General features: G+C 42.3%; 11 protein-coding genes. 3 read left to right on the forward strand and 8 right to left on the reverse strand.

What is annotated here, in order from left to right; translation table 11 throughout:
• Positions 1–75: 75 nt before the first annotated feature.
• The 4 genes from METVE_RS0105645 to rpe all read right to left on the reverse strand — a co-directional run bounded on the left by METVE_RS0105645 (position 76) and on the right by rpe (position 5788).
• Complete coding sequence (locus METVE_RS0105645; RefSeq protein ID WP_020167481.1) at positions 76–2652, reverse strand: bifunctional diguanylate cyclase/phosphodiesterase; 2577 nt, start codon at positions 2650–2652, stop codon at positions 76–78.
• 36 nt (positions 2653–2688) lie between these two features.
• Positions 2689–4182: an anthranilate synthase component I gene (trpE, locus tag METVE_RS0105650; protein WP_020167482.1), complete on the reverse strand. Its 1494-nt coding sequence runs from the start codon at positions 4180–4182 to the stop codon at positions 2689–2691.
• 175 nt (positions 4183–4357) lie between these two features.
• Positions 4358–5059 (reverse strand): phosphoglycolate phosphatase, encoded by a 702-nt coding sequence (locus tag METVE_RS0105660; protein WP_020167483.1) that lies wholly within the window; start codon positions 5057–5059, stop codon positions 4358–4360.
• Positions 5060–5080: 21 nt separating this feature from the next.
• Positions 5081–5788 carry a ribulose-phosphate 3-epimerase gene (rpe, locus tag METVE_RS0105665; protein WP_020167484.1) on the reverse strand — a complete coding sequence of 236 codons (708 nt, stop codon included), beginning with the start codon at positions 5786–5788 and terminating at the stop codon, positions 5081–5083.
• Positions 5789–6018: 230 nt separating this feature from the next.
• Here rpe and hemA point away from each other — a divergent pair, with 230 nt between their 5' ends.
• Genes hemA through METVE_RS0105680 form a run of 3 tightly spaced genes read left to right on the forward strand, consistent with a single transcriptional unit; the run spans position 6019 to position 9257 of the window.
• On the forward strand, positions 6019–7263 hold the full coding sequence (gene hemA, locus METVE_RS0105670) for a glutamyl-tRNA reductase (protein ID WP_020167485.1): 1245 nt from the start codon (positions 6019–6021) through the stop codon (positions 7261–7263).
• A 12-nt stretch (positions 7264–7275) separates the two neighbouring features.
• Positions 7276–8358, forward strand: a complete 1083-nt coding sequence (prfA, locus tag METVE_RS0105675) for a peptide chain release factor 1 (RefSeq protein WP_020167486.1) — start codon at positions 7276–7278, stop codon at positions 8356–8358.
• A 5-nt stretch (positions 8359–8363) separates the two neighbouring features.
• Complete coding sequence (locus tag METVE_RS0105680) at positions 8364–9257, forward strand: nuclease-related domain-containing protein (protein WP_020167487.1); 894 nt, start codon at positions 8364–8366, stop codon at positions 9255–9257.
• 33 nt (positions 9258–9290) lie between these two features.
• Here the strand turns inward: METVE_RS0105680 and ntrC are convergent, their stop codons facing one another.
• The 4 genes from ntrC to glnA form a co-directional block, all read right to left on the reverse strand.
• A complete protein-coding gene (ntrC, locus tag METVE_RS0105685; protein ID WP_020167488.1) occupies positions 9291–10679 on the reverse strand; it encodes a nitrogen regulation protein NR(I) in 1389 nt (462 codons plus the stop codon).
• 112 nt (positions 10680–10791) lie between these two features.
• Positions 10792–11886: a nitrogen regulation protein NR(II) gene (gene glnL / locus METVE_RS0105690; protein ID WP_020167489.1), complete on the reverse strand. Its 1095-nt coding sequence runs from the start codon at positions 11884–11886 to the stop codon at positions 10792–10794.
• Between the two features lie 91 nt (positions 11887–11977).
• Positions 11978–12493, reverse strand: a complete 516-nt coding sequence (locus tag METVE_RS0105695) for a DUF4124 domain-containing protein (RefSeq protein WP_020167490.1) — start codon at positions 12491–12493, stop codon at positions 11978–11980.
• Positions 12494–12692: 199 nt separating this feature from the next.
• Positions 12693–14102 carry a type I glutamate--ammonia ligase gene (gene glnA, locus METVE_RS0105700; protein ID WP_020167491.1) on the reverse strand — a complete coding sequence of 470 codons (1410 nt, stop codon included), beginning with the start codon at positions 14100–14102 and terminating at the stop codon, positions 12693–12695.
• Positions 14103–14148: the final 46 nt, after the last annotated feature.

Below are 14148 nucleotides of genomic sequence, written 5' to 3' on the forward strand. Positions count from 1 at the left end.
GCTTTAATTGCCTTAAATAATGGTGATAAAAACTGCATTAAAAATAGTGTTAAGTATTTTGCTTATTAATCAAAACTAACCAGCTTCAACCATTTTCTCAAAATCTGCCAATTGAATCGGCTTGCTAAAGTAATAGCCTTGAAAGAAATGGCAACCGAATTTTTTCAATATTTCAAACTGTTCTAATTGCTCAACGCCTTCTGCTACGATATTGCAGTGAATGGTTTTGCCAATCGCCAATATCATTTGAACAATCGCCGCATCGTTAGAATCAGTCAATACATCGCCAACAAATGACTGGTCGATTTTAATTTGCGTCACTGGCAATTTTTTAAGATAAACCAGTGAAGAATGCCCCATACCAAAATCGTCTAAAGCAATTCTGACGCCAATAGTTTTTAAAATATTGATCTTATTAATCACGTCATCAATATTATCAATGACGGCAGTTTCGGTTAATTCAAGCTTTAGTAGATCAGGAGTAGCACCTGTGTTGGCGATGATATCGTGCAACTCTTCAATAAAGTTAATGTATAAAAACTGTTTCGCACTAATGTTAACCGAAAGTCTGATTTTACTTAATTTAGGCGAGTTTTCCCATTTTTTAAGTTGCTCACACGTTTGCTGAATCACCCAATAACCGATCTTGATGATTTGATTATTTTTTTCAGCGATTGGAATAAACTCTGTCGGACTGATATTGCCAAGCGTTGGATGTTTCCATCTCAGTAAAACTTCGGCAGAAATTACCTGTTGATTGACATCAACGATGCTTTGATAGTGCAGGTAAAAGGCATTTTCTTTCAATGCTTCTTGTAATGCAGATTCAATCGCGAAGCTTCTTTCCAGATTATCCTGGGTAATTTGATCATAGATGCGATAGGTATTGCGACCAGCCGCTTTAGCCTGATACATCGATGTATCGGCGTGCCTTAAATGGTCTTCAAAGCTAAGTTCGTCACTATTAAACAGCGTTAAACCTAAGCTGGCCGTGGTATTAAACTCAAACAATTCAAGCGGATAGCTTTTATTCAGTTCAAGCAAAAGTTTTTGTGCAACTTCTGTTACTTGCTGGTATGCCGTGCTTTCATTAGCGTCCAAGTTTTCAATGATGATGATAAATTCATCGCCACTTAAACGCGCGACTGTATCGCCTTCTCTAATGGTTTGTTGAATGCGATGCGCAACCTCAATCAATAAATGGTCACCAACATCATGTCCTTTTGTATCGTTCAGTAACTTGAAGTGGTCTAAATCAATAAAAATAAGTGCGCAATAACTCTTAGCGCGTTTGCTGGTAACAACCGCACGTTGAAAGCGATCTAGCAATAAACGCCTATTTGGCAAGCCAGTTAACATATCGTAATAGGCAAATTTTTCAATCTCTAATAGCGCTTTTTTTTGCAACGATATATCGCGTATAAACCCTGTTACTATAGTTTGGCCATTATTTTTTAAAGAGGTTAATGTCAGTTCTACAGGAAATTCCGTGCCATCTGCGCGCATTGCGTTCAGCTCGACACGCCTATCAAAAATATGCTTTTTGCCAGTTAACACAAATTGTTTATGCTTTTCGTTATGTGCTTGACGTAATGCAGGTGGAATCATGACTTCTGCCAGCGATTTGCCGATTACTTCATGTTTCGTATAGCCAAAAATACGCTCTGCCGCAGGGTTGAATTCGATTAGCGCGCCGCTTTCATCGATAGTGACAATGCCATCTAAAGCTCCATTAATTACAGCGCGCAGCTGTGTGTCATTATTCCGCAACGCATTTTCCGCTAAATTTCGTTCTGATTGCAATACGGAGATCAGCAACATCATCACCACTAAAGTGATCATGAATATCCATAGCGAGAATAAGCCTTGATCTATATAAACGCTGTAAAAAGAGCCGTGACCTTGCGAAGTGAACCACACCGCTACACTGGATAGGATAATCACAACAAACGAGCCGCCAACGATACCAAAATTCATGGATGCCCATATAAGAACAGGCATGATTAAAAACAATGACAGCATGAATTTTCTATTTAGGCTCGGCACCAATGCGGCTAGCATAAATTCGCACAGTGCAAATATCATTAACCAAGCAACAAATTGATAAGACTGTTTTGTATTAATCCGCAAGCTGGCCTTATGAATGTTCAATATGAGTGGCAGGGCAAGTAGCGCACCCACCGTGTCACCTATCCACCAAACAGACCATGTGCTTTGTAAATTATCTGCCGAAATTAATCCGCTGTTGTATAAAGAAAATGTCCCGCCTGTAGCGGATATCAACATGCCAAATGCGGAGGCGGCAATAATGAGAGCAATGTCTCTCTGCCTGGTTAAGCTACGATTGAACTGAAATTGATTGAGTAACGCCGCCGTCACGAATGGCGCAAGTGTATTGGTACAGGCGATGGCGAGTGATGAGATGAACGGTACACCGAGGGATAGTTCTATAAAAGTGGCAGCGCTAAAAATAGCCGGCAAGCTGAGATTGCCCCAGCGCATGATTGCCCCAACAGCAATGCCTGTTGGCAGCCACATCAAGGTAACGATTGACGCTTTGTATGGCACCATCAGCCCGAGCTTAGCCGTTACAACGTAGGCTAACGCTACCAGCACAAATTTAGCGATCACTGAATGGATGTTTGTGAACATACTTATACCTTGACGTTCATTCTACTCCAACACGCTTTAATTAAGGTCGAGTCCTGCTTGTACCAATTCTGCCGCACGTAACACAGCCCGTGCTTTATTTTGTGTTTCAATCCACTCACTTTGTGGTACAGAATCTGCCACGATACCAGCACCTGCTTGTACATAAAGTCTGTTATTTTTAATCACGCCAGTTCTAATGCCAATGGCCACATCCATATCGCCATTAAAGCCCAAATAGCCCACCGCGCCAGCATAGATGCCACGTTTGCTTGGCTCTAATTCATCAATGATTTCCATTGCACGTACTTTAGGCGCACCAGAAACCGTGCCTGCTGGAAACGTGGCTTTAATTACATCAATCGCATCCATGCCTGATTTTAGCTGGCCTTCGACGTTACTCACAATATGCATCACGTGTGAATAGCGCTCAATCATCATATTTTCCGTGACTCTAACTGAGCCAGTCGTTGCAACTCTGCCGACATCATTGCGGCCTAAATCCATTAACTGCACATGCTCAGCGCGTTCTTTTGGGTCGGCTAATAATTCGACTGATAAAGCCAAATCTTGCTCACGCGTTGCGCCTCGTGGACGTGTGCCAGCAATAGGGCGCGACGTGACGAGATTGTTATCCAAACGCACCAAAATCTCTGGCGATGCACCAACCACATGATGATCGCCCATATCGTAATAAAACATATAAGGTGATGGGTTTAAGCTACGCAATGCGCGATAAAGTGACAGTGGCGATGCAGTGAATTCTTGTGACATGCGCTGGCTTAACACCACTTGCATAATGTCGCCATCCACGATGTAATCCTGAGCTTTTTTAACCGCGGCTTTAAAGTTTTCTTCACCAAATTCAGATGTAGCGACCGTTTTTGGGCTGGGCGTAGCGGCGGGAATATCCGCTGTTTTGCGTAGCATCTGTATCAATTCGCTCAGGCGACTGCGCGCTTTTTCGTAGACATTCGTATCTGCTGGGTCTGCGTAGACAATAAAATAAAGCTTGCCACTTAAGTTATCCACGACCGCGATTTCTTCAGAAACCATCAGCAGCACATCAGGCGTACCAATCGCATCTGGCTTAACCGTATTCGCTAAACGTTTTTCAATATAGCGAATGGTTTCATAACCGAAATAACCGGCTAAACCGCCTGTAAATCGGGGCAATCCTGCATAAGGTGGCGTTTTAAATCGTGATTGAAAAGACTTTACAAAATCTAGCGGATTAATATTTTCATGCGTTTCTATAACCGCATTATTTTCAATTACCTGCACGTCAAAGCCACGCGCTTCGATGCGAATTTTAGCGGGCAATCCAATAATGGAATAGCGACCAAAGCGTTCACCGCCTTGTACACTTTCTAATAGATAAGAAAACGGTTGGTTGGCTAATTTGAGATAAAGTGAAAGTGGTGTATCAAGATCCGCAAATGTCTCTAGAACAAGTGGAATGCGGTTATAACCTTGCGCAGCAAGGGCGTTAAATTCGGCTTGGTTAATCGTTGTTACTGCAGGCGTAATCATATGTCTTCCTCATCATTTTCTATTGGTTTTTAGCGTTAAGTATATGCGTAACGCAATGTCGTTATGTGGCGAATGGTGGCGGAAGCTCGGTTTTAATCTCGCGTTTCGCCAATCTATTCGCTTCGCCAATAAAGGCGCCAATAGTCAAAATGATTGTTTAAAAAAGTCATATAAATTAATGCGTTAAAATTGTGGTTAACTCGTTTAAATCGTTAATAATTGCATCTACCGTATTTGCATCAATCGGTTTGCCCTGATTATAGCCGTACGGCACGGTAATAATCCCACAACCTGCCGCACGCGCAGCGGCAATATCTGTGTTTGAATCGCCTACTAATATCGCTTGCGATTTCAATACACCTAATTTTGCACAAATATACTGTAATTGCATAGGGTCTGGCTTCTTTTTTGGCAAACTATCGCCAGAAACCACCAGTTCAAAAAAATCCAATAATCCACTGCTTTGCAATAAAGGCAACGTGAATTTTTCTGGCTTATTGGTCACGCAAGCCATTTTAAAACCTTCATCCTTAACCGCTTGCAAATTGGCCATTACATTTTTATAAGGCAAGCTTTCGCTGACATTGTTAGCATAATGCGCAAAATAAGCCATTTGCGCTTGCTCAAATAATCTTGCATCTGGCTCACTGTCTAAATCGCCACTTAGACAACGTTTAATCAACGCTGTCGTACCGTCACCAATATAACCAGTAATTTGGCTATCCGGCAGTTTGTTTAAACCCAAATCAGCCAATGTTAAATTCATGGCTTCTGCAATCTGTGGTGCGGTATCGATTAGCGTCCCGTCAAGGTCAAACATTACTAGTTTGACCTTAAATTTTTTGACAGAGATTTTTTTACTAGCTGTTTTTTGCAAATCCTGAAACTCTACAATTAATTAAACCGTCGCTAAAGCCGCGCGCATTTCGCCTACGATAGTGTTGTAACGATTTTTGTCGGAATCTAATGGTTTGCTGAAAATAGCAGAACCAGCAACAAACGTATCAGCGCCTGCGCGTGCGATTTCTGCGATATTTTGAGCGTTAACTCCACCATCCACTTCTAGCCAGATTTCACGACCTGATTGCGCCGTGTAAGCATCTAATTTTGCGCGCGCTAAACGTAATTTATTTAACGTTTCTGGAATGAATTTTTGACCGCCAAAACCAGGGTTAACTGACATTAACAAAACCATATCGACTTTATCTAGCACATGGTCTAAATAATCCAGCGGTGTTGCTGGATTAAATACCAAACCAGCCTTACAGCCTAAATCGCGAATCATCGCTAGTGAGCGGTCGATATGTTTAGACGCTTCTGGGTGAAAGGTAATGATATTCGCGCCTGCTTTTGCAAAATCAGGAATGATGCGATCCACTGGCTCAACCATTAAATGCACGTCAATCACACCGCCAACGCGCGCGGCTGTTTCACGAATCGCTTCGCAAACCAACGGCCCAATCGTTAAATTTGGCACGTAGTGATTATCCATTACATCAAAATGCACAAAGTCTGTGCCGGATGTAATCACATCGTCAATTTCTTGACCAAGCTTGGCAAAGTTAGCGGATAAAATACTTGGGGCGATTCTAAAAGTTTTACTCATGGCTATAATTTCCTAACAAGTCATCTAAATTAATGGCTAAAGCGTTATTTTAACGCCATTTTGTACTTTTAAGAAATGCGCAATTTTTAAGATAACTTGCTTAACGTAAGCTGATACTTCAAAATTATGGACGGTAATTTCACCAACTCTTAAATTCAGTAATAGAATTGGCTTTGCTTAAATGTTCGTTAATCTTACTAATATGTTGAATGAGTTGGTAAAATAGCAATATGCAGCTTTATACAATTGGTGTTAACCACACCACTGCCCCAATTTCTATTCGTGAACATGTCGCGTTTAATCCGGATATTTTGCGCCATGCGCTTAGCGATTTAACCGCGCAGAACGTGACTGAAGCGGCGATTTTGTCTACTTGTAATCGCACAGAAATCTATGTGCAAACCAACACGCCCGAACCAATCGTCAATTGGTTAGCCAATTATCACCGGTTAGATTTCAATAATGTTCAGCCTTATACCTACACCCTAAGTAATCAGGAAGCGGTAAAACATGCATTTCGCGTAGCGTCTGGTTTAGATAGCATGGTGTTGGGTGAGCCACAAATTTTGGGGCAATTTAAGCAATCGGTTAAAATCGCGCAAGATGCGGGAACATTGGGAACGCTTTTACATAAATTGTTCCAACGCACGTTTGAAGTCGCTAAAGAAGTACGCACCAATACGGATATCGGTGGCAGTTCCATTTCAATGGCAGCAGCAGCGATTAAATTAGCGCAGCGCATTTTTGGCGATATTAGCCAGCAGAAAATATTATTTATCGGCGCGGGCGAGATGATTGAGTTGTGCGCAGACCATTTTGCTGCGCAAAAACCAAAGTCTATGACTATTGCGAATCGCACGATTGAGCGTGGTTTGCAATTGGCGAATAAAATCGGCGGTCATGCGATTCTGTTAAATGATTTGCCAGAACGTTTTTCCGAATTTGATATTGTGATTACCAGCACCGCCAGTCAATTGCCGATTGTCGGTTTGGGCATGGTAGAGCGCGCGATTAAAACACGCCGTCATCGCCCTATATTTATGGTGGATTTAGCCGTTCCACGTGATATTGAGCCAGAAGTCGCACAATTAGACGATGTGTTTTTATACACGGTGGATGATCTGGCACAAGTGGTTGCGGATGGTATGGAAAACCGTCAGGAAGCAGCGATTAATGCGGAAATGATTGTGGCAGCGCGCGTTGAAGGCTTTATGCAATGGTTTAAAAAACGTGATGCGATTCCCACCATTAAAGCTTTGCGCGACCAAGCCGAAGCAGTGCGCAAAAATGAGTTTGAAAAAGCACTTAAGCTGATTCAAAAGGGCGAAAATCCAGCTATCGTTTTAGAGGCGTTAAGCAATGCTTTAACCAATAAATTTTTACACGCGCCTAGCCACCTGCTTAATCAAACCCACGGCGATGAACACGCAAGAATAGAACAGATTGTCCGCCAGCTTTACCAAATTAAACATTAAAAGAAGCACTGAATGAAACCCAGCATGATTAGAAAGCTCGCGACTTTAAGCGAGCGTTTAGAAGAGATTAATCGTCTAATGAGTAGCGAAGGCGTAACCAATAATATGGATGCGTACAGAAAGCTCACGCAAGAACATGCGGAAATTACGCCGATTGTTGAGCAATATCATACGTTTGAGCAGGCAGAAGCAGATATTGCTGAAGCGCAAAAAATGTTAAGCGACCCAGACATGAAAGAATTTGCTCAGGAAGAGATTGATGCAGGCAAAGTGACGCTGGAGTCAGTTGAATTGGAATTGCAAAAACTGTTGCTGCCAAAAGACCCCAATGACGACAAGAATATATTCTTAGAAATACGTGCAGGCACAGGCGGCGATGAATCCGGCTTGTTTGCTGGTGATTTGTATCGCATGTATTCACGATACGCAGAACGGCAAAAATGGCGCGTTGAGATCATGTCTGCCAATGAAGGTGAAATGGGCGGCTACAAAGAAATCATCGCCAAAATCGAAGGTTACGGTGCGTATTCTAAACTCAAGTTTGAGTCTGGCGGCCACCGTGTGCAACGTGTGCCAGATACTGAAACGCAAGGCCGCATTCATACGTCTGCTTGTACGGTGGCTGTGCTGCCAGAAGCTGACGAAATTAATGACGTGGTGATTAATCCTGCGGATATTCGCATTGATACTTACAGAGCTTCAGGCGCGGGCGGGCAACATATTAATAAAACCGATTCTGCCGTGCGCATCACGCACAATCCAACTGGTATTGTAGTGGAATGCCAAGAAGGCCGAAGCCAACATGCCAATAAAGCACAAGCCATGGCCGTACTTGCGGCACGCATTAAATCTAAACAAGTGGATGCACAAAATAGTGCAATCGCCAGTGAGCGTAAAAGCTTAATTGGCTCTGGTGATAGAAGTGAGCGCATTCGCACCTACAACTACCCGCAAGGCCGCATCACTGATCATCGCATCAACTTAACCTTGTATAAAATTGACGCGATTACCGAAGGTGATATGGATGAACTAATTGGCGCATTGTCTGCGGAACATCAGGCTGATTTATTGGCGAGTTTGGGTGATGACAATTGATTTCAATGCAGCTTCAAGCGGTCTTGATAATTCTAATCATCGCGCTTGGGCCATTGTTTATTACTGTTTATGGAGTGGTTTTTTATAAAAAAAGATTGCAGTCGAAACGTAGAAACCCAATCAATAACAATTTATTACGTAGTCCGGGTGAGTCTTTAAGGCATAGGATAGAAGATGTAAATTTAGATATTTCAACATACTTATCTCTAGTGACCATACTTCCGTTGATGCTTTATGCACTTTACATTAGCTTTAGCTCTCTTAAAAATCTTTCATTATTTGCTAATGTTTTTTATTTTGTAATTTCGTTATTTTCAATCGTTTTTATTATTTATAAACTCATCAAATTAGTCACCATAAAAGCAAAGTTGTCATTAGGATACGATGCAGAATTGGCAGTAGGTCAAGAATTAAATAGTATGATGCGGGATGGCTATTGGGTATTTCATGATGTGCCCGCTGAAAATTACAATATTGATCATGTATTAGTTGGAGTAGCAGGCGTGTTTGCCATAGAAACTAAAGGTAGATCAAAACTCAAGCAAAAAGATGGTAAAGCTGATCATCGCGTAATATATGACGGATATAAATTGGACTTTCCGGGATGGTCAGAAACTAAACCTTTAGACCAAGCAAGTCGTCAAGCAAAGTCCCTGCAAACTTGGTTAAGTAGTGCTGTAGGTGAGGATGTACAAGTGAAGCCTGTACTCGTTTTGCCAGGTTGGTTTATTGAAAGAAGCTCTGGCGCAGGAATGATTGTATTAAATGGTAAAAATCCAAATAGTGTTTTAGGTAGAGTCTATGGAAATCCTTTGGACGATAAGTTAATTAAGCGAATAGCTCATCAACTTGACCAACGTTGCAGAACAGTTAAAACACAAGCGCTTCAATCTACGTAATTAAGCAGTGTTATAGATGTTCTGCAACTAAACTTACTCTTTAATATCCAATTCCTGAATCTTCCGCGTCAACGTATTTCTGCCCATTCCTAACTGATTAGCCGCCTCAATACGACGACCATCCGTATGTTGCAGTGCCTTAACAATCATCACGCGTTCAAAATCCTTGGTGCGTGCTTCTAATACATTTTGTTCGCCACGGTTCAATGCGTCAGAAACTTCTTGCGCTAAAGCTTCTTGCCACGAACTCGCGCTGATAGTTTTGCTGGTGTCTTCTTTTAACTCTGGCGGTAAATCCACCACATCCACGCTTTGGCCAGGCGCCATGACGGTTAACCAATGGCAAACGTTTTCCAATTGACGCACGTTACCGCTCCAATTTACTGCGGTTAAATAGCGCAGTGCAGCGGCGGAAAGTTGTTTGGGTTCTACACCTAATTGAATGGCGCTTTGCGCTAAAAAGTGTTTGGTTAAATGCGGTATGTCTTCACGGCGTTCGCGCAATGGCGGCAAGCGTAAACGAATCACATTTAAGCGGTGAAATAAATCTTCGCGGAACAAGCCTAATTTAACGCGCTCTTCTAAATCTTGGTGGGTTGCGGCAATGACGCGCACATTGACTTTGATCGGTTGGTGACCACCTACTCGGTAAAATTGCCCGTCACTTAACACGCGCAATAGGCGAGTTTGTAAATCGGCTGGCATATCGCCGATTTCATCTAGAAACAAAGTCCCGTTATCTGCTTGTTCAAAACGTCCACGTCGTGCGGCAGCCGCGCCTGTAAATGCGCCACGTTCGTGGCCAAATAATTCAGACTCTAATAAATCTTTTGGTATCGCTGCCGTATTAATCGCGATAAATGGTTTTTCTGCTCGTGGGCTGTGTTTGTGCAAAGCGCTGGCAACTAACTCTTTACCACTGCCCGATTCGCCGTTAATTAGCACAGTCGCGTGCGAGCGACTTAACCTGCCAATTGCGCGAAAAACTTCTTGCATGGCGGGCGCTTGGCCGATGATTTCAGGTGTTTCTTCTAAAGCAACTGCTTCAACCGCTTGGCGCATACTTTCTTCAACCGCGCGTTTAATCACGTCAATGGCTTGGTCGACATCGAAAGGCTTAGCTAAATATTCAAATGCGCCACCTTGGAAAGCGGCAACTGCGCTCTCTAAATCAGAATAAGCGGTCATGATGATGACTGGAATTTCAGGGTAACGCTGTTTAATTTCACTTAAAAAATCTAAGCCAGAACCGTTTGGCATGCGAATATCACTGACCACAACTTGTGGTTGTTCGCGGTTGAGTGCATTAAGCGCTTCGGCGACAGAAGAAAAAGTTCTGAACTCTAAATCCGTACGTGCTAACGCTTTTTCGAACACCCAGCGTATCGATTTATCATCGTCTAAAATCCAAATTGGTTTCATATTTTTCTCATTAAATTGGTTAACTTTTTCAGTTAACTTTATTGCATTAACAACTTAATCACACCAATTTATTTCTATCAATTGTATGGATTAAGCTTTTTTTAATCATCTATTACTGCAAGATATTCGCAGATTTAATGGACGTTGATTCAACTGGTAACAATATCGTAAAACAGGTTTTACCTGGTTGGCTTTCACAATCAATCATACCGTGATGTTGCGTGACAAAAGTTTGCGCTAAGGCAAGCCCCAAGCCGCTTCCACCTTCGCGTCCAGTTACTAGCGGATAAAAAATCTTATCTTTAATATCGGCTGGAATACCCGGTCCATTATCAATAATTTGTAACTTAATAGCGACACGATAACGTTTTTTAGCTAACGTCACTTGGCGTTCTGCACGCGTTTTAAATATAATTTCAGCATTCACCGCGCCATTGGATTGCATGGCTTGTACCGCATTTCGCGCAATATTTAATACTGTTTGGATTAGCTTTTCGCGATCGCCGATTAAATCGGGCAAGCTAGTATCGTAATCGCGCCGCACTTTGATGTTATTAGGTGATTCTGCCAACAATAAACTACGTACGCGTTCTAGCACTTCATGGATATTGGTTGGCTCATATTTCGGCACGCGATGTGGCACCAGCAATCTATCCATCAAGCTTTGTAATCTGTCTGCTTCTTTAATGATGACTTGCGTATATTCGCGCAAACTGGGGTTAGGCAATTCATGTTCTAACAGTTGTGCAGCGCCACGCAGGCCACCGAGCGGGTTACGAATCTCATGCGCTAAATTGCGCAATAATTCAGAGTTGGCTTGTTGCTGAATCAGCATGCGTTCTTCACGTGCGATGCGTAATTGCTGATCCATTTGTTGAAATTCTAGTAACAAAGTTGCCTTACTCATTTCAACTGGCGTCACTGTGCAAGTGACGGCAAACGATTGCTGGCGCACGGTTGTGATAGCGAATTCATGCTCACGAAATGGGCTGTCATTCCTAACTGCGTTATCAATGGCGAGTTGCAAAATCTCGCAGTTTAAAAACACTTCTGAAATATGGCTACCTGATATTTGCGTTGCGCTTAAGGCAAATAAAATTTCAGTACTGGGGTTTGCATAAACTACTTGATGTGATTGATTCAGCAATATCACCGCAGTAGCGAGATGCTCTAAACCTGAAAATCCTGAGGGAATGTTTTGAACCATGACTTAAATACTACAGCAATTAAATAATTGCTTGTATATAAGCAAGAGCTAAGCCAGCTTTATGCGTTGCACAAAAGATTAATTAACGACATTAATTTGCGCTAATTTCTTTGTTAAGTAACTCGATATTACGCTGATGTACATCGATGTCGGCTTGTAGGCTTTTCATTTTTTCATCAAACTTTGCAACATTACGGAAAGTTTTTCCATTGGCGCCTTTGTAAACTTCGGGCTTAGATTCACCTTCGATATAGGCTTGTTTCGCTTGTGCTAGTGCTTGTTTTTCAGCTTCCAGTTCCGATTGTAAAATGTCTTTGCGCTTACTGTCGCGCTGATTTTGTGTACCTGCATCTACTTTAGGAAAGCTTGCTGGTGTCGCTGTTTTGGCTTGCGGGGAGCGTGTTGCTTCACGTGTGGAAGCGCTGTTGTCACCGCCAAAATTGGTATCTGCAGGTTCTAAATTTAACTTTTTAGCGCCTTTGAGTTTGACGTTTGAATAGGTGACGCGTCCTTCAGAATCCACTTGTTTATAAATTTCTGCATTCGCTAAAACCGGTGCGATTAGCGCGATGATAATCAAGCTTAAAAATGATAATTGTTTATTCATAGCAATAGTTTAGATGAGACTGTTACTGTTAGCAACGAAGTCTTGATGATTATGGTTGACTGTACTTTTTTGTTGAATTTTTTTGCAAAAATAATAAAGGGCAACCTAAGTTGCCCTTTATTAAACCGTGCTTTACTCGACTGCACTTAGTTAGTGCATGCCCAATTAGCGCATGCTAAAAACTAGCACACATACTTGATTAACAGCTGTAGTACAAACCAAACTCGACTGGATGTGGTGTTTGACGTAACTTAGTGACTTCTTCCATTTTTAATGCAATGTAAGCATCAATCCAATCTTCAGAGAATACACCGCCGCGTGTTAAGAACTCACGGTCTTTATCCAAGTATTCTAACGCTTGCTCAAGTGATGAACAAACTGTTGGGATTAGTGCATCTTCTTCTGGTGGAAGATGGTACAAGTCTTTAGTTGCTGGCTCGCCTGGGTGAATCTTGTTTTGCACGCCATCTAAACCAGCCATTAACAATGCAGAGAATGCCAAGTATGGGTTAGCGATTGGGTCGGGGAAACGCGCTTCAACACGGCGTGCTTTATCAGAATGCACAAATGGAATACGAATCGCAGCAGAACGGTTTTTAGCAGAGTAAGCTAATTTTACTGGCGCTTCGTAATGTGGCACTAAGCGTTTGTAAGAGTTGGTGCCTGGGTTAGTAATCGCGTTTAATGCGCGCGCATGTTTGATAATGCCGCCAATATAGTACAAAGCAAAGTCACTTAAACCTGCATAGCCGTCGCCTGCGAACAGGTTTTTGCCATCTTTCCATACAGATTGGTGTACGTGCATACCGCTACCATTGTCGCCAAACATTGGTTTCGGCATAAATGTGGCTGTTTTTCCGTAGGCATGTGCTGTATTTAGCACCACGTATTTTAGGATTTGAGTCCAGTCAGCACGTTGTGTCAATGTCGCGAATTTAGTACCGATCTCACATTGGCCAGCAGTTGCTACTTCATGGTGATGCACTTCAACAGGCACGCCCATCGCTTCTAAAGTTAAGCACATTGCAGAACGTACATCTTGCAATGAATCGACTGGTGGAACTGGGAAGTAACCGCCTTTAACCGCTGGACGGTGGCCAGTGTTGCCGCCTTCAAATTTTTCGCTAGATGACCATGCGGCCTCTTCTGAATTGATTTTTACTGAGCTACCGTGCATATCGACTGACCAATTGATAGAGTCAAAAATGAAGAATTCTGGCTCAGGACCAAAGTAAGCAGTATCGCCTAAACCGCTTGATTTTAAATAAGCTTCAGCGCGTTTTGCTAGTGAGCGTGGATCACGGTCATAACCTTTACCGTCAGTTGGATCAACAACGTCGCAAGTTAAAATCAATGTTGGTTCGTCCATGAATGGATCGATATTTGCCGTTGATGCATCAGGCATTAATTGCATGTCAGAAGCTTGAATACCTTTCCAACCCGCGATTGAAGAACCGTCAAATGCATGACCTTCGGTAAATTTTGATTCATCGAAAGCTGAAACAGGCACTGTAACGTGTTGTTCTTTACCGCGAGTATCGGTAAAACGAAAATCGACAAATTTGATGTCGTTTTCTTTTACCATTTTCATTACATTTGCAACTGACATTGCTCTCTCCTAAGTTTTAATACAGACATAAAGTTTAATAACAGAT

Origin of the sequence: Methylotenera versatilis 79, assembly GCF_000384375.1 — a bacterium.
In the GTDB taxonomy this organism is placed as follows: Bacteria; Pseudomonadota; Gammaproteobacteria; order Burkholderiales; family Methylophilaceae; genus Methylotenera_A; species Methylotenera_A versatilis_B.

Excerpts from the sequence above, each read along its gene's own strand:
- METVE_RS0105645 (WP_020167481.1), bottom strand. The coding sequence starts at position 2,652 with ATGTTCACAAACATCCATTCAGTGATCGCTAAATTTGTGCTGGTAGCG.
- trpE (WP_020167482.1), bottom strand. The coding sequence starts at position 4,182 with ATGATTACGCCTGCAGTAACAACGATTAACCAAGCCGAATTTAACGCC.
- rpe (WP_020167484.1), bottom strand. The coding sequence starts at position 5,788 with ATGAGTAAAACTTTTAGAATCGCCCCAAGTATTTTATCCGCTAACTTT.
- hemA (WP_020167485.1), top strand. The coding sequence starts at position 6,019 with ATGCAGCTTTATACAATTGGTGTTAACCACACCACTGCCCCAATTTCT.
- prfA (WP_020167486.1), top strand. The coding sequence starts at position 7,276 with ATGAAACCCAGCATGATTAGAAAGCTCGCGACTTTAAGCGAGCGTTTA.
- METVE_RS0105680 (WP_020167487.1), top strand. The coding sequence starts at position 8,364 with ATGCAGCTTCAAGCGGTCTTGATAATTCTAATCATCGCGCTTGGGCCA.
- ntrC (WP_020167488.1), bottom strand. The coding sequence starts at position 10,679 with ATGAAACCAATTTGGATTTTAGACGATGATAAATCGATACGCTGGGTG.
- glnL (WP_020167489.1), bottom strand. The coding sequence starts at position 11,886 with ATGGTTCAAAACATTCCCTCAGGATTTTCAGGTTTAGAGCATCTCGCT.
- METVE_RS0105695 (WP_020167490.1), bottom strand. The coding sequence starts at position 12,493 with ATGAATAAACAATTATCATTTTTAAGCTTGATTATCATCGCGCTAATC.
- glnA (WP_020167491.1), bottom strand. The coding sequence starts at position 14,102 with ATGTCAGTTGCAAATGTAATGAAAATGGTAAAAGAAAACGACATCAAA.